The 15,127-nt window shown below is 63.9% G+C and carries 19 protein-coding genes and 1 riboswitch; of the genes, 8 read left to right on the top strand and 11 right to left on the bottom strand.

What is annotated here, in order from left to right:
• Positions 1-326: 326 nt before the first annotated feature.
• Positions 327-743, bottom strand: a complete 417-nt coding sequence (locus IB277_RS11695; RefSeq protein WP_210339595.1) for a hypothetical protein — start codon at positions 741-743, stop codon at positions 327-329.
• A gap of 54 nt (positions 744-797) precedes the next feature.
• On the opposite strand from IB277_RS11695, the gene IB277_RS11690 reads away from it, so the two are divergent.
• Both IB277_RS11690 and IB277_RS11685 read left to right on the top strand, forming a co-directional pair.
• Positions 798-1,151, top strand: a complete 354-nt coding sequence (locus tag IB277_RS11690; RefSeq protein ID WP_034791958.1) for a hypothetical protein — start codon at positions 798-800, stop codon at positions 1,149-1,151.
• 186 nt (positions 1,152-1,337) lie between these two features.
• Positions 1,338-2,354 (top strand): glycoside hydrolase family 26 protein, encoded by a 1,017-nt coding sequence (locus IB277_RS11685; RefSeq protein ID WP_090294394.1) that lies wholly within the window; start codon positions 1,338-1,340, stop codon positions 2,352-2,354.
• 158 nt (positions 2,355-2,512) lie between these two features.
• Here the strand turns inward: IB277_RS11685 and IB277_RS11680 are convergent, their stop codons facing one another.
• The 3 genes from IB277_RS11680 to IB277_RS11670 form a co-directional block, all read right to left on the bottom strand.
• Positions 2,513-2,752: a DUF982 domain-containing protein gene (locus IB277_RS11680; protein ID WP_034791960.1), complete on the bottom strand. Its 240-nt coding sequence runs from the start codon at positions 2,750-2,752 to the stop codon at positions 2,513-2,515.
• Between the two features lie 245 nt (positions 2,753-2,997).
• Positions 2,998-3,720 (bottom strand): GntR family transcriptional regulator, encoded by a 723-nt coding sequence (locus tag IB277_RS11675; protein ID WP_090294484.1) that lies wholly within the window; start codon positions 3,718-3,720, stop codon positions 2,998-3,000.
• 104 nt (positions 3,721-3,824) lie between these two features.
• Positions 3,825-4,619, bottom strand: a complete 795-nt coding sequence (locus tag IB277_RS11670) for a DUF1194 domain-containing protein (protein WP_034791962.1) — start codon at positions 4,617-4,619, stop codon at positions 3,825-3,827.
• Between the two features lie 147 nt (positions 4,620-4,766).
• On the opposite strand from IB277_RS11670, the gene IB277_RS11665 reads away from it, so the two are divergent.
• The gene (locus tag IB277_RS11665; protein WP_110818703.1) at positions 4,767-6,113 is read left to right on the top strand and encodes a glucoamylase family protein; all 1,347 of its coding nucleotides are present in this window, start codon (positions 4,767-4,769) and stop codon (positions 6,111-6,113) included.
• A gap of 20 nt (positions 6,114-6,133) precedes the next feature.
• The gene (locus IB277_RS11660; RefSeq protein ID WP_110818716.1) at positions 6,134-6,982 is read left to right on the top strand and encodes a (2Fe-2S)-binding protein; all 849 of its coding nucleotides are present in this window, start codon (positions 6,134-6,136) and stop codon (positions 6,980-6,982) included.
• Between the two features lie 38 nt (positions 6,983-7,020).
• Here the strand turns inward: IB277_RS11660 and IB277_RS11655 are convergent, their stop codons facing one another.
• The 3 genes from IB277_RS11655 to IB277_RS11645 all read right to left on the bottom strand — a co-directional run bounded on the left by IB277_RS11655 (position 7,021) and on the right by IB277_RS11645 (position 9,186).
• A complete protein-coding gene (locus tag IB277_RS11655; protein WP_110818702.1) occupies positions 7,021-7,818 on the bottom strand; it encodes a CbtA family protein in 798 nt (265 codons plus the stop codon).
• 197 nt (positions 7,819-8,015) lie between these two features.
• On the bottom strand, positions 8,016-8,192 hold the full coding sequence (locus IB277_RS11650; protein WP_034791966.1) for a CbtB-domain containing protein: 177 nt from the start codon (positions 8,190-8,192) through the stop codon (positions 8,016-8,018).
• Between the two features lie 40 nt (positions 8,193-8,232).
• A riboswitch (cobalamin riboswitch) is annotated at positions 8,233-8,495 on the bottom strand.
• Positions 8,494-9,186, bottom strand: a complete 693-nt coding sequence (locus IB277_RS11645; RefSeq protein ID WP_110818701.1) for a TetR/AcrR family transcriptional regulator — start codon at positions 9,184-9,186, stop codon at positions 8,494-8,496. (Overlaps the previous riboswitch by 2 nt.)
• A 104-nt stretch (positions 9,187-9,290) precedes the next feature.
• On the opposite strand from IB277_RS11645, the gene IB277_RS11640 reads away from it, so the two are divergent.
• The gene (locus tag IB277_RS11640) at positions 9,291-10,121 is read left to right on the top strand and encodes an NAD(P)H-binding protein (protein WP_110818700.1); all 831 of its coding nucleotides are present in this window, start codon (positions 9,291-9,293) and stop codon (positions 10,119-10,121) included.
• The gene (locus IB277_RS11635; RefSeq protein WP_110818699.1) at positions 10,118-10,597 is read left to right on the top strand and encodes a DUF1772 domain-containing protein; all 480 of its coding nucleotides are present in this window, start codon (positions 10,118-10,120) and stop codon (positions 10,595-10,597) included. The genes IB277_RS11640 and IB277_RS11635 overlap by 4 nt, the downstream gene beginning before the upstream one ends.
• 69 nt (positions 10,598-10,666) lie before the next feature.
• Here the strand turns inward: IB277_RS11635 and IB277_RS11630 are convergent, their stop codons facing one another.
• The 3 genes from IB277_RS11630 to IB277_RS11620 are packed head-to-tail and all read right to left on the bottom strand — an operon-like array spanning position 10,667 to position 12,458.
• A complete protein-coding gene (locus tag IB277_RS11630; protein WP_090294387.1) occupies positions 10,667-11,233 on the bottom strand; it encodes an SRPBCC family protein in 567 nt (188 codons plus the stop codon).
• A complete protein-coding gene (locus tag IB277_RS11625; RefSeq protein WP_110818698.1) occupies positions 11,230-11,592 on the bottom strand; it encodes a helix-turn-helix transcriptional regulator in 363 nt (120 codons plus the stop codon). Before IB277_RS11625 ends, IB277_RS11630 begins: the two co-directional genes overlap by 4 nt.
• A 50-nt stretch (positions 11,593-11,642) precedes the next feature.
• Positions 11,643-12,458 (bottom strand): crotonase/enoyl-CoA hydratase family protein, encoded by an 816-nt coding sequence (locus IB277_RS11620; protein ID WP_110818697.1) that lies wholly within the window; start codon positions 12,456-12,458, stop codon positions 11,643-11,645.
• 83 nt (positions 12,459-12,541) lie between these two features.
• On the opposite strand from IB277_RS11620, the gene IB277_RS11615 reads away from it, so the two are divergent.
• Together IB277_RS11615 and IB277_RS11610 are read left to right on the top strand one after the other, a co-directional pair.
• Entirely contained in the window at positions 12,542-13,162 is a 621-nt protein-coding gene (locus IB277_RS11615; RefSeq protein ID WP_110818696.1) for a TetR/AcrR family transcriptional regulator, read from the top strand.
• A 126-nt stretch (positions 13,163-13,288) separates the two neighbouring features.
• Positions 13,289-13,639: a VOC family protein gene (locus tag IB277_RS11610; protein ID WP_034792008.1), complete on the top strand. Its 351-nt coding sequence runs from the start codon at positions 13,289-13,291 to the stop codon at positions 13,637-13,639.
• A gap of 154 nt (positions 13,640-13,793) precedes the next feature.
• On the opposite strand, the gene IB277_RS11605 is transcribed toward IB277_RS11610, so the two are convergent.
• Positions 13,794-15,077, bottom strand: coding sequence for a cystathionine gamma-synthase family protein (locus tag IB277_RS11605; protein WP_192370997.1), 1,284 nt, complete (start codon positions 15,075-15,077; stop codon positions 13,794-13,796).
• Positions 15,078-15,127: the final 50 nt, after the last annotated feature.

Below are 15,127 nucleotides of genomic sequence, written 5' to 3'. Positions count from 1 at the left end.
ATTAACAACTCCTTAAATTCTCGCAATGGGACTTTCGCAGTGTGGTAAACGCGCTGGCGAACAGCCGATCGCGGCTGGCCGGCGCGCAGTTCGCATGTCCCATCGGCAAGGCAAGACCAGACGTTGGAAGGCCTCAGCCCGTGCAATGGGCGCCGAGGATGGGGCGGGTTGAAGCGGCGCGCGGGGGAAGGTGTCGTCTCTGGGAATACCGGGCGGCTGGTGCTCGCAGGGCTACCGTGCGCGCAAAAAAAATGCCCGCGGGAGGCGGGCAGTTTTGGAGTGGGCGCATACGCTCAAACATGTTGCGCCTCGCTCCAAGGTGGCCGTCAGAGGTCAAGGATCCGTAAATGCGCGATAGCTAAAAATAGCGAATGGCAGCGGCCCGTCGTCCCCGCCAGCCGCCGCCGTCCGGATTCCAGCGGAGAACCGGTGGCTGGGGTCGATTTTTTGTCCGGGGATATCAGCCGTAGCATCGGCCGGATATTGCCACCGGGCGTGGTGGCGCGGAAGCGGCAGAGACGGGTCGCCGTTCGCCGATGCCGTGATACAGGGGCCCGGCAAGCCTTTGCTTTTCCGTATTTGTTTCGCTCATAGCCCACGCCGATGCCTGCGTCCGCCGTCCGCAAGGCGTCGATGTTCGCCAGCGCAAGGCGAAAGCGGCGGCACAACCATGGCGGAATCTCTAAGAAAGGAATTGTTAATTTAAGCAATGAATAATGAAAAAGGGGGTTGAAGATCGCCACCTTTTCGCCCAAAGGAAGCCCCAGGCGGCTGGACCGCTATTCGAAAGGACGTTTATGCGAATCAAAACCGCATGTGCCGGCGTAGGCCGCACCGCCGTTTCGGGTTTCAAGTTTCTCGTACCGACGACATCAGTTCTAAGCCTCCTGCTTCTGTCCGCCGGCTGCTCGTCGACGGTCGTCAGCGAAACGCCGCTGTTTGCATCGGGCCATTCGAGCGCCTATGCGAGCCCTTCGATCAAGGTCCGCAAGGAAGAGAAGCAGCTGAAGATCGCCGAGGCGGATGAAGACATCGTCGAGCCGGCACCGACGCGCAGGCGCACGGCAACCTACCTCGGCCGCGCGCCCTATATCTGCTCGCCGAGCGGCTTCGGGCGCACGTCGCACTGTTTCCTCAGAGCCTCGCTCTAACGGTCTGTCGCGTTCGGGAAGGCAGGCGCAATCGATCATGGAGACGGGGCGGTTGCCAGCCTTGGCGGCGGCCTTTTTGCCATCCGGGCATGACGCCCACGGCCTCGCGATCGCACCGGCTTCCAGCGCGCAGCAAGCCATGTCTGGTTTTATGCGGTGCCAGATGTGGCACGCCGGAGAAAATCGTTGCCTATTGCTGTCCCAAGATCGGTCCTCGGTGCTGGCGCGCTGGCGCTTCTGGCGGTTGCCGGAGTCACGCCGGGCCGCGCGCAGGATTCCGTAGACGGTATCGACCGGTCGCTGACGACCGCCGCCATCACGCCTGAGGCAAGGGAGCGGGAAACACGCACGGTCGAAATCGGCGTTTACGATCCGCATGATGCGGTCGCATCCAGCGACGCGCTGACACTTGAGCATGTCTTCGTCTACTGGCAGAAGCCGGATCGGGCGCAGCTGAAACGGAAGTTCGCAAATGCCGCGCGACAGGGGCGGGCGCTGATGCTTTCAGTCGAGCCCTATACCCATGCCGCCGACTGGCGCGCCGGCGGCAACCGGCTGTTTGCCGATATCGGCAACGGCCGCTTCGATCGCGAGATTACCGATATTTGCACGCGCGCCGCCGACTTCCGCGGGCCGGTCTACGTTCGCTGGGGCCATGAGATGGAAGAGCCCGGCGAGCGCTATCCCTGGGCGCGGCGCGACAGCGAAGGCTACAAGACGGCGTTCCGCTACTTCGTCAGCAAGTGCCGGGAACTCGCGCCGGCCGCCCGCTACGTCTGGTCGCCGAAGGGCCATCGCAATCTCGCGGCCTATTATCCGGGCGACGATGTCGTCGATGCGATCGGCATCCCTGTCTGGGGCCTGCAGAAGATGGACGTCGACTATTGGGGTCGCGAGCGTCGCTTCGGCGAAGCGCTCAAGGAAAAGTACCAGCGCGTTTCGCGTTACGGCAAGCCCGTGATCGTTGCCGAACTCGGGGTCTCCGGCTCGGCCGATTACAAGCGTGCATGGTATGCCGAAATCCTGGATCAGCAGACCTACCGCCAGGCCTTCCCGCTTCTGACGACCGTCGTCTTCTTCAACGACAAGGAGCCGTACAAGTGGCCGCTCGGTTACGGCGCGCCGGACTGGCGGCTCGACAAGGCGGCGCTCAAGGCGCTTGCCGACCGTGGACCGAAGGAAGCGGCCGAACTCGCCGACTGATCACCGCGCGTGGCATGAAATCTTGCTGATCGCAGCTGAGGTGCTTTCGGTCGGGGCGATGCGCCGATCGTCCTTCGGCGCATCGTGAAAGCTTCAAACGCCGAGCCCTTGATATCCCGGATCACCTTTGCGGTTCCGGATCATCCCGGTCGCCCGGATCAGGCCAGCAACAGGCCCGATTCCCGGGCGGCTGCGGCAAAGCAGCGGCTCGCCCGGTCCGTACTCGTCAATCCATCCAGCGCATCCAGGCAGCGCCTGAGGGCTGCGCGATATTCCCGGCCACGACGGCCCGGCCACTGCCTGAGCAGTTCCACGGCTTCGAACACCGTTCTGACCACGGTCTGCCGTCGTGCCGAAAGTTTCAGGGGGATGGGAGTGGGAAAGAGTTTCTCGCTCATTGCATTCCTCGTTCACAGTCTTTTCGAGCGAGAGGGCAACGCGAGAGCAGCGGGATGGTTCCATGTTGTCTACCGATTTTATTCGCGCTGACGGCAGGCGAGTTCTCTCCGGCTTTGCGAACCTGATCTTTTGGTTGCGTCGCTTTTGCCGACGGCGGACGAAGGGAGGTGCGGCGGGGAGCTCCATCGGGCTCGGACCGGTGTTGAAAAGCTTTGAAAATCCAGGCCCGGCGCAGGTGGCGGCACTAGAGTTCCAGCGCTGCCTTGAGGTCGGTCGACTTCAGAACGCGCAGGTCGAGGTCGGCTTCGATATGGTCGATGTGGTGGACCATCAGCCGCGCGGCCGCGTCGATGTCGCCACGCTCGATCGCGTTGACGATCTCGTCGTGTTCGCTGTGGCCGCAGCTCGAAACGGTCGATTGTCCGTAAAGCGCGATGACCAGCGAGGAGCGGGCGACGAGCTCGTCCATGAAGCGGCGCAGAATGGTGTTGCCCGAGAGGTCGGCAAGCGCCAGGTGGAAATCGCCCGATGCCTTGATTTCCGCACGACGGGCCGATTGACCGCGCTGTTCAGTCAGTTGGCGCTCGGCTGCCAGCATGCGCCTGAGTTCGGAAAGCTCCGCCTTGCCGATCTGGGCGGCGGCGGCGCGCACGACGCCGGGTTCGATCAGCCGGCGGGTCGCAAAGATCTGGCGCGCCTCGTCGATCGAAGGGTGCGCAACGAAGGCGCCGCGGTTCTTCTCGACGTTGACGAGGCCCTCATAGGACAGCGCCTGCAGGGCGGCGCGCACCAGCGTTCGGCTGACGTTGAACAGTTCGCCGACGTCGCTTTCCGAAAGCTTCGTGCCAGGCGCAAGCCGCCGCTCGACGATCGCATCGCGCAATGTATCGCGGATGTGCTGACTGCCGGTGTCGGTGGTCGGGTCTGTGGCCAGGTCGGCCTGATGGGGCGTGGTGGTCAAGGACATGAATCGATCCGCGAAGCAACGCGCCATCTTATCGTCGGACGAAGCGAAGGGAAACGACAATCTGACGCGCAAAGGTTGCGGGGGCATCGTCCGGTCTAGCGAGGCTACTTGTCGAGCTCCGGATAGACCCGGTCGAGGAAGCCCGGCCGCAATTTCTCGCCGATCAGGCAATCGGGCGCCGGGAAGGCATCGACATAGCGTATGGTCGGCGGCGGTGGCAGGCCGCTGACTTCGAGCACCAGTTTCTGGCGGATCGCGATGGAGAAATCTTCGGGCTCGTGCACCGGCAGCACGAAGGAGCCGGGGCCGCCGATGACACATTCGGCATAGTATTGGTCAAGCGGGCCGGTCGAAACCGACGGGCGGATGAGGATGGCAAGCCCGTTGATGGTGATGCCGCGCGTGATCGCGATCTCGCGGGCTGGAAGCACCGGCGGGCCGATGTTGTTCGGCCCGTCGCCGGAGATGTCGATGACCCTTCGCACGCCGCTGAACGCGTTGGAATCGATCAGCGCCGTGCCATAGGTGATGGCGTTGGAGATGGAGGTGCCGCGGCGTGTGCCGACCGGCCGCGCTTCGATCAGCTTGGCGAAGGCGTCGGCGTCGGCGGCATTGTCGATGACCTTCCAGGCGACAACGGAGGACTCGTTCACCGTTCCGGCCCATTCGAAATAGCCGATGGCGATCTTGCCCAGCTGGCCGCTTTCGACCGCATCAAGGAAGTCGCGATGCCGGAGTGCCTCGACATAGCCGGCCCGCTGGATGCGGGCCTCGTCGAGATCCATCGAGCCGGACATGTCGACCGCCAGGATCAGTTCGACGTCGACATTCGTCGCCTCGGCGGTCGATGGGCTCGGGCCACCACTCAATGAAAGGAGTAACGCCAACACGCTCAACATCGCTTCAACCAGTCATTGCGCGCGGTCAGATTAGAAGACTGTAACACAAGATTGGATTTCGGCGACCGTTTGGGTGTAGTTGGCCTTCACTAAAGAGTGATTTTGCCGGTTCCTGCATGAGGCCGGATGTCGGACAGGAAAGGCGAAATGCCGCAGCGTACGGAAAATACTGAGCGATTTCAGATTGATCGATTGCAGCAGGCGGCGTTCGGGTATTTCCTCGAACATTCGGATCCGGTCACCGGACTGATCGCCGACACCGCGTTGCCGGGCGCGCCGGCGAGCATCGCTGCGACCGGCTTCGGCCTTTCCTGCTATCCCATCGGCGTCGAGCGCGGCTGGCTCTCGCGCAGCGATGCCGCGCGGCGGGTGGCGACGACGCTGCGCTTCCTTGTCCAAAGCCCGCAGTCCCGCCACCGGCAGGCGACCGGCTATCGCGGCTTCTACCATCACTTCCTCGACATGCGGACCGGCGAGCGCACCTGGCAGAGCGAGCTTTCGACCGTCGATACGGCGCTGCTGATCGCCGGCTGCCTGACCGCCTCTGCATATTTTTCCGGTAGGGATGCGGACGAATGCGAGATCCGCGCTCTTGCCGATCGGCTCTATGCGCGGGTGGACTGGCGCTGGGCGCTCAATCGGGGCGACACGCTGACGATGGGCTGGCGGCCGCCGGGGCGGTTCTTGAAGCATCGCTGGCGGGGTTACAGCGAAGCGCTGCTGCTCTATGTGCTGGCACTCGGCGCGCCCGACCATTCGATCGAACCGGAGCACTATGCGGCCTTTGCCGAGGGCCATGACTGGATCCCGGTCGACGGCCGGCCGCATCTGCATGCGGCCCCACTCTTCATCCATCTCTTTCCGCAGGCCTGGCTCGATCTACGCGGGCTTTCCGACCGGCCGATGCGGGAGCGGGGGACGGATTATTTCGAGAATACCCGACGCGCCATTGCCTTGCAGCGGGACCATGCGCGCTCCAATCCCGGCGGTTTTGCCGGATATGGCGAGGACCTGTGGGGCCTGAGCGCCTGCCATGCGCCCCGCGGCCGGCTGCGGCTTGCGGATGGGCGCCAGCAGCGGCTTTTCGGCTATGTGAACCGCGGCGCACCCTACGGCCTTGATGACGGCACGCTGGTGCCCTGGGCGCCGCTTGCCTGCCTGCCGTTCGAGCCGGATGCGGCGCAGGCCTCCCTCGTGCATATGGCAGACAGTTATCCGGGACTTCTGAGCGAAGGGCGCTTTCCCGGCGGCTTCAACCCGAGCCTGGCCGCCGGCGCAGGCCCGGAGGGCTGGATCGATGCGCGGGTCGTCGGTCTTGACCAGGGCCTCGTTGTCATGATGATCGAGAACTGGCAAAGCGGCCTTAGCTGGGCACTGATGCGCAGCATGCCGGCGATCCGCCTCGGCCTTGAACGGGCGGGCTTCGACGGTGGCTGGCTGCAGGAGGGGGAAGGCGCGTGTGGTAATCCGCCCGCATCCTGCGCCAGAGGATGAGAATGGACGACGGAGACGGCATGCGCTTGAACGACCACCGGCCGACAGCGGAGACCGCGGCGTTTGCGCCGCAGGCGCTGGCCGTCGCCGACCATCTGCGTACCCAGTTTCCCGAGGCTGCCGTCTCGCTCGGGCCGGCGGCCAGTGATTTCAGCGCGCCGGGCGACTTCTGGGCTGCGGGCAGCGCTGGCCTCGAGGCGGGGCTCGCCTATCAGGATTTCTTTGGGGTCGGCATGACCGACCGGATCCGGGCGGCGCATCTGATCGCCTTCTATAGCCGCCAGCTGAGCGTGGTCCTTGGCGCGTTCCATCTCGGCGCCGGGTTGCAGGCGGAGGTGGCCGGCATTCGTTTCGAGGATTGGACGCGGCTTCACCGTGGCGTCGAAATCGCGGGCAAGCGCTATCATTTTCGCCTGCATCCGCCGGCCACGGAGCGCCAGGGTGGCGAAGGCGTCAGCGCATTCGAACAGGGCTTCATCGCCCATCTGGCACCCGTCGTTGCGGTTCTGAAAGCGCGAGCAGGGCTGTCGAGCGGGGCGCAATGGCGGCTCGCGGCCGATGCCCTGGCCGGCGCGTTCCTGGAAATCGGCCGCGCGATCGGCGACGAGGCGCGCGGCATGGCCGAGGCGCTGGCGATCGTCAAACGACCGGGTTCGCGGCTCTACTCAGAGGAGCTCTGCTACGAGCAGATCGCGGCTCTCGATCCGGCAAGCGGCGCTGAGCTGTCGCGCCAGTATCGGATCCGTTGCGGCTGCTGTCTCTACTTCAAGACGGAAGGGGGCAGTTTCTGCGACACTTGCGTGCTGCTGGAGCCGGAAGATCGCCGCGCGCGGCTGGCGGCGCATCTCATGCAAAACGGCGGGACCTGAACCCCGCCGTCGCTTTGCTGACGATCTGTGATCAGTGATCACTGTGCCTTGACGAAGCGCTCGTTGATGAAGCCGGAGACGACGCCGAGCACGATCCAGAAGGCAAGCGTGGTGGCGAGTGCGGCAACCGCAAACTCGGCGCCGAGCACGGCCGGAACGTTGCTGGTGATATCGAGCGGCTGCGGCGCACCGTAGACATGGGGTGCTGCGATCAGCACCAGGCCTGCGACCTTGGAGACGATCTCCTCGCGCAGGACGACGAGATAGAGGCCGACGGCGGAGAGCGCCACGGTCACCAGCCACCAGGTCTGGCGGTCGCCGAGTTCGGCTGCCGGAAATCCCGGCAGTTCCGGCGGCAGACCGATCGCCGGCAGCATGTGCACGGCAAGCCAGCCGCAGGCGCCCCACAGCGCGCCGTTCCTGAGCGTGATCGGGTAGCCGATCACCAGGCTGACGCCGGCGAGCAGCAGGCCGAAGCCGGAACCTGTGACGAGGTTCGCCATCAGCGTGCCGGAGAAGCGGCTCATGCCGAACATGATGCCGCCTTCCTCATGCTCGCCCTCATGGGCATAGGCCGGGGTGATCGGCGACAAAGCGTCGAGGAAAGCGCCGAACGGCGACACGGCTTTGAGCGACGAATGCTGGTCGTGGTTTTCTGCGGCCGGCTGTGCCGCACCCGGCTGGGCGGCGGGCTGTTCGGTAGCGGCCGGTGCCTCGCCTTCGAATTCTTCTGCATGCAGGATCAGCGGTGTGACGCGCAGTTCCTGGGCGCCGGTCATGAAGACACCGGCAATCAATCCAGCCACGATCGCGGCCAGAAGCGTTCTGACAATCATCTTGAAATCCCTCGATAACGACAAAAGCCACGCCCTATGGCGTGGTCCTCGAGCCTTCCCATTTTCCCTATGCTGCGGATGGCCTTCGCGCGCCGGAAAAACCGGGATGCACGCAGGCCTCCATCCGGCTCGGGCCGGATGCGTTCAGGTCCGCAGATTGTTCGATGCGGAACGTTGTTCACGTTCCGGCGCATCGGTCAGTGGCAGGGGAAGCCGTAGGAGTGGCGGGTGTCGTGCGCCGTGTCGTGCAGCACTGCCGAGTTGGCAAGGCCGGCGCCAAAGACGAGGAATGCGCCGATGAAGAGCGCGATGACGCCAGCGGTCAGACGATCGCTGAGGGAGAGCGGGGTGCTCGAAATGGTAGACGTAGCCATGACAACCTCCGTGATGGCATCGGGAAATTCCCGGTTGGGCCCTATGCCCGTATCGAGTGGCAGGTTTCCTGGCTCACGGCGTTGGGCTCGATGCCCTCGATCTGCCTCGCCTTCCCAGCTCGGCCGCCCTCTCGCGGTCTTGCCAGTGGCTTCTTCCGGATCGCTCCGGAACGGTGGATCGACGTCGCTCTACAGTCGCGGGGTCGGCCGTGATTTGAATGCCCAGCTTGGGTCCATCCGTCACATTCCCGTTTACTCCCGAAACACGTTCGCGTCCCGGGAACCAATCGATCCCAGATGATTAGGATTGTGTCATGGAGTTGTCAATTGAGTGCGCGCCGCCGCGCGGTCCATCCGCGACAAAATCCTTGACGGTCATGCGTTTGTAGGCTTCGACGATCTGGTCACCCTCGGCCCGGTCGACCGAGACTGCAAGTCGCATGGTGCAGTCGCCGAGATGCATGATCAGGAAGGCGGCGCTGTCGATCTCTTCGCGCGGCGTCTCCGGCACAAGGCGGGCCCAGACATCGGCAAGCAGCTTTCCGCCGGCGCGGCTTTGCGCAAGATCGATCTCGCGCAGCGCCTTGTCGGCTTGCATCGCCGACCAGATGTCGCGCATGACCGGCTCGGCGAGGAACATGTCGTAGTAGATGTCGAACAGCAGCGAGAAGGCGTCGCGCAGTTCGGCTATCGACGTGACCTTGGCCAGTTCGGCCGCGATGCACTCGTTGCAGACCGCATTGTAGCGCTCGGCCAGCGTGCGCACGATTGCCGCCTTGTCGGGGAAGTACTGATACAGCGATCCGATCGAAATCCCAGCCTTTTCAGCGACTTCGCTCATGCGCATGGCGTCGCTGCCCTTCTCCTGGATGAGCGCCGTCGCGCAGGCAAGGATCTGCTCGACGCGCTCGCGGCTGCGCTTCTGGCTCGGCGTCCGGCGCAGCGCACGCTCGTCGTCGGCGGGAAGCGTGGCGGGACTTGCATCTGGAATCATGAGTAATGCTCACATTTTGACTTGACTCCTAAAATACGAGGATTTATCACATTTGCAAATGTGAGAGATGCTCATGTTTGTTGATGGAACCTCAGGAGGAAACGATGTCTCGGAAAGTCACACTGGTTTTGGGCGGTACCGGCAAGACGGGGCGGCGGGTGGCCGATCGCCTTCGGGAGCGGGGCATAGCGGTCCGCATCGGCGCCCGTTCGGCGTCGCCTTCCTTCGATTGGACGGATGAGGCGACCTGGACGCCCGCCCTTGAAAATGTCGATCGCATCTATGTCTGCTACCAGCCCGATCTGGCGGTGCCGGGCGCCGTCGACGTCATCGACCGGTTCTCGAGCCTTGCCGTTCGCTCCGGCATCAAGCGGCTGGTGCTCCTGTCGGGCCGCGGCGAGGACGAGGCGGAAGCCTCCGAGCGTGCGCTGCAGGCCTCCGGCGCCGACTGGACGGTCATCCGGGGCAGCTGGTTCTTCGAGAACTTCGACGAAGGCTTCCTGGCCGACGGCGTGGTGAGTGGTTCGGTCTTCCTGCCGGTGGACGAGGTCACCGAGCCCTTCGTCAGTTGCGACGACATTGCCGACGTGGCGGTTGAGGCCCTTCTGGACGATGCGCATATCGGCAAGGTCTATGCCTTGACCGGCCCGCGCCTGATGACCTTTGCCCAGGCCGTCGCCGAGATCGCCGCGGCCGCCAACCGTCGGATCTCTTATCAGGCCATTCCGGTTTCCGACTTCGCAGCGCATCTCAAGGCGGACGGCGTGCCGGATGACTATGTCGAACTCATCCGCTATCTCTTCACCTCGGTGCTCGACGGGCGCAATTCCAGCATGACGTCCGATGTCGAGCGCGTGCTTGGGCGGCGTCCGCGCGACTTTGCCGATTACGCCCGGGAAACCGCAGCAACTGGTGTTTGGAGTCTTGCCGCATGATCCCGCTGATCCCCGCTCTGGCGTTTGCCGCCGCGATCGGTTCCGGCCTGATGGCCGGGCTTTTCTTCATCTTCTCGGTCTGCATCATGCAGGCCCTGTCGCGGCTGCCGCCGGAGCAGGGGATCGCCGCGATGAACGCCATCAATGTCGTGATCCAGAACCCGATCTTCCTCAGCGCCTTCATGGGCACGGCGCTGCTCGCCCTGGCGCTCGTCGTCGTCGCCTTCATCTCGGGCGGCGAGGGCAGGTGGTGGCTTGCCGCCGGTGGCATTGCCTATGTCGTTGGCGTACTGCTGGTGACCATTGTCTTCAACGTGCCGATGAATGACGCGCTCGCCGCGGCAGCCCCCGGTCAGGCGGCGACCGATCTCTGGCATGAGCGCTATCTGACCGATTGGGTCTGGTGGAACCACGTGCGCACATGGGCCTCGATCGGCGCGCTGGCGTTTTTCGTTCTCGGTTTCGCCCGCACCTGACGAAAAGCGCCGGCAAGTCGATCCTTGCCGGCGCCTGCACGCGTCCTGACCTTCAAGCCCATCCCGCCGTCAGGGCTTCGGAATACGCGCGTCGTATTGCGCTTCAAGGTCGGCAAACTTGCTCCAGAAGGCTGCCGGCTTTTCGCCTTCGAGCAGAGCTCGCAAAATGTCGAGGTGTACGTGCCAGCCGGCGGAGAAGCTGGTCATGACCGCGCGGTCGGCGATGCGCTTATGGGTGACGACGAGCAGCACCTTGTCGCCGCGGGGGCTGAGCTCGAAGCGGACCTCCGACGGGGTGCCGGTCTCTTCGTTCCAGGTATAGGCCAGTAGTCGTGGCGGCTCCCAGGCGAGCACGTGGCCGTAATTGCGCACCTCGCCGGCGTGCTCGGCGTATTTCTGCGGTGGCCGATCGTCCTCCGTCGTCAGTTCCGAATGGCGGAAGACGTGCTCGACCTCGGCCCCTTCCTTCGATCCGATCGTTCCGGACGCCATCCAGAGCCGGCGCTTGCTTTCCTCCGTCAGATAGGACCAGACCCGCTCGATCGGGCCGGGAAGCAGGCGCTCGATGCGCACCGCGTCCGGTGCGACGACACGGCCGTAGTCGGCGCCGGCAAAGGCTGTGGCAGACGAAGTCATGGCTTTTCCTCCGGATCAGTTTGGATTGTGGCGTCTTCGACGAGAAGCAGCGCCTCGAGTGCGTCGATGCGGGTGCGCCAGAAGGCTTCGTAGTGGCGCATCCATTCCATGCCTGCATGCATCGGCGCGGCATCGAGCCGGCACACATGCGTGCGACCTTTCACTTCGCGGCGCACCAGACCTGCTCCTTCCAGCACCTTGATGTGCTTCGATGCCGCGGCCAGCGAGATCGAGAACGGCGCCGCAAGCTCACCCACCAGTCTTTCGCCCTGCGAAAGGTCCTGGAGCATGGCGCGCCGCGTCGGGTCCGAAAGCGCGTGAAACACGGCATCGAGATGTGCGTTCTGATATTCAACCATATTGTTGAATATCCTCTCGGTCGACCTAATTGTCAACCGTTCGGTTGAATTTAAAAGTATCGCGAAAAGAGACCACGCCGCGGTGGGTCGTCGTGGAGGCGCCGTCCCGTCCAGGCGGCAAGCGCATCGGCAAGATCGTCGGTCGGCACCATCTGGGCAAACTGTTCGCTTTCGACCAACAGCCCCTCGGCGATCGACATGTTGAGGCCGCGGGTGACGGCGGTGATAATCGAGCGCACTGCAAGCGGGGAGTAGCCCATGATGCGTTTTGCCAGGTCACGGGCGGCCGACATCAGTTCCTCATGAGCGACGACATGGTTGACGAGCCCCAGCTCCAGCGCGCGATCGGCCAAGAAATCCTCGCCTGTCAGCAGCAGTTCAAGCGCGCGCTTGCGGCCGGCGAGCCGCGGCAGGCGCTGGGTGCCGCCGAAGGTCGGCGGCATGCCGAGCTTGATTTCCGGTTTGGCAAAACGCGCCCGGTCGCTGGCAACAGCGAGATGCACCGCTTCGGTGATCTCGCAGCCGCCGCCATAAGCAAGCCCGTTGACGGCAGCGATGACCGGCTTCGGAAAGGCTTCGAGCCGGGCCGTCAGGCCCTGGCCGCGACGGACGAAATCGCGCACGGCCGGGTTTACGCCCTTGGCCACGCTTTCCGAGAACTCATGGATATCGCCGCCGGCGGAAAAGGCGCGGTCGCCGGTGCCAGTGATGATCACGGCGCCGACGCCGTCGTTCGCTTCGATCTGGTCGAGAAGGCTCATGAGCCGGTCGATCAGCTCGTAGTTCAGCGCGTTGAGTTTCTCTGGGCGGTTGAGAGTGAGGAGGGCGATGCCCTCGGAAATCTGCATCAGCACGGTGTTCGACATGGTTGCTCTCCGGCAGGTGTTGACGGGGAGAGGCTAGGTGAGGGAAGATGCCATGTATATTCACTAGTCGGTATAGATGAGAGATGGCGAAAGCAGAGAAATCGACCCGGGAGCTGATCGTCGCAGCGGCGGAAAAGCTGTTTTATGCCGAGGGCATCCGCGCCGTCAGCGTCGATGCGGTGGCGGAAGCCGCGGGCGTGACCAAACGCACGCTCTACTATCATTTCGACAGCAAGGACGAGCTGATCGCCGCCTATCTCGAAGGCCGCGACCAGCCCAATCTGAAACTCTTCCGCAAGTGGTTCGACGCGGGCGACGGGGACATTGCCGACAAGATCGAGGCGATCTTCGTCAACCTGGTGCGGGCGGCGCGCCATCCGAAATGGAAGGGCTGTGGCTTCCTGCGCACGTCCGCCGAGCTTGCCAACATGCCCGGTCATCCGGCGATCCGCATCGGTGCCGCCCACAAGAAGAAGTTCGAGGCCTGGATTGCCGAGACCTTTACCGAAGCCGGTGTCGCCGAGCCGGCCATGCTGGCAAAGCAGATCCTGCTGCTGCTCGACGGCAGTTTCGCGGTCGTGCTGCTGCACCGGGATCCAAGCTATATGGAGGTGGCGGGCAAGGCTGCGGCGACGCTTGTGCGGGTGGCGCTTTCCGGAGCAAACCCGAAGGCGCCATCGGAACATGCGGCGGCTTCATTCTGAAGCGAGGCGATTTCCGCTTTCAATCGGCTGCCGTTGGCGGGCAGTATGGGCTGTATCGTTATCAGCCGAACAACCAGTAAGCGTCGATGCTGCCGCGTTGCGGCGCGTCGAAGGGAGCAGAATTCCATGACAGTCAAGCGTATCGTCTCAAACCTCTACGCCCCGGACCCGCAGGTGGCGCGCGCCTTCTACGGCGACCTGCTTGAACTCGACGTGGTGATGGATCACGGCTGGATCCTGACCTTTGCCGCCGAGGGCAAGGCCGCGATGCCACAGGTGAGCATCGCCAGCGAGGGCGGCAACGATACGCCGGTGCCGGTGCTTTCGATCGAGGTGGACGATGTCGACCGGGCCTATCAGCGAGCCAAGGCCGCCGGTGTCGAGATCGTCTACGACATCACCAACGAGCCCTGGGGCGTGCGCCGTTTCTACATGCGCGACCCGTTCGGCAATATCGTCAACATCCTGGCGCACTGAGCAGTTCCAGGAAAAGTGCGCAGCGGTTTTCCGTCCGGAATGCGCCACTTCAAGCTAAGCAGTTCCAGGAAAAGTGCGCAGCGGTTTTCCGTCCGGAATTGCGTCCTTGCGAACTCGCGAAGGATGCCACCGGCTGGACCGGCGGCCTCTTGCATCAGGCGAGCGACAGCGCGTTTGAAAGATCGGCCACGAGGTCGTCGGGATGCTCGATACCGATCGACAGGCGGATGGTCGATTCCAGCACGCCGATGCGGTGGCGCACCTCGATCGGCACGCCGGAATGGGTCATCGCCGCCGGGTGGCTGGCGAGCGATTCCGTGCCGCCGAGGCTGACGGCGAGCTTGAAGATCTGCAGCGCATTGAGGAAGCGGAAGGCCGCCTCCTGGCCGCCAGCGATATCGAAGGAGAAGGTCGAGCCAGCGCCGGTGCACTGCGTCTTGAAAGTGCGGCCGACCGGCGTGTCCTCGCCGTGGAAGGGCAGGTAGTGGATACGCTCGACCTTCGGGTGGTCGTGCAGGAATTCGGCGACGATGCGGGCATTGTCGTCGGCCTTCTGCATGCGCACCGCCAGCGTTTCGAGCGAACGGCCGAGCATCCAGCAGGAATGCGGATCGAGCTGCGTGCCGATCGCACCGCGTAGCGCCTTTACCTGCTTCATCACCGCCTTGGAGCCGAGCGCGGCGCCGGCGATCAGGTCGGAGTGACCACCGACATACTTGGTCAGCGAATAGAGCGAGATGTCGGCGCCGTGCTCGATCGGCCGCTGGAAGACGGGCCCAAGCAGCGTGTTGTCGCAGGCGACGATCGGGGTATGGCCCTGCTTCCTGCCGATCGCATCGGCAACGCGGCGGATCATGGCGACGTCGACGAGGCTATTGGTCGGGTTCGCCGGCGTCTCGATCAGGATCACCGAGACCCGGCCCTTGGCCATCGCCTCTTCTGCGGCGGCGCTGACGGCCGCCTCGTTCACGCCATCGGCAAAACCGACGGCGGAAACGCCGAGATTGAGGAAGGTGCGGGCAAGCAGCGTCTCGGTGCCGCCATAGAGCGGCTGGCTGTGCAGCACCGCGTCGCCCGGCTTGACGAAGGCGAGCAGCGTCGTGGCGATCGCCGACATGCCCGACGAGAACAGTGCGCAGCTTTCGGTGCGCTCGTAGACGGCGAGACGGTCTTCGACGATCTCGCTGTTCGGGTGGTTGAAGCGCGAATAGACGAGGCCGGCGCCGACACCCGCCGGCGGTTCCTTCCGGCCGGAGACAAAGTCGAAGAAGTCGCGGCCCTCTTCGGCGGAGCGGAAGACGAAGGTGGAGGTCAGAAAGACCGGAGGTTTGACCGCGCCCTCCGACAGTTCCGGATCGTAGCCATAGTTCAGCATCTGCGTTTCAGGATGCAGCTTGTGGTTTCCGATGTGGGTTTTGGAGGGATGCGGTACGGTCATGGCTTGTCTCCTCAAGCGAAGCGGACTCGACTGACAGGCAAATTATATCA

The organism is Ensifer sp. ENS07 (assembly GCF_014852185.1).
In the GTDB taxonomy this organism is placed as follows: Bacteria; Pseudomonadota; Alphaproteobacteria; order Rhizobiales; family Rhizobiaceae; genus Ensifer; species Ensifer adhaerens.
Note: the sequence above shows the minus strand (reverse complement) of the source record. Positions and strands in the feature narration are given on the sequence as shown.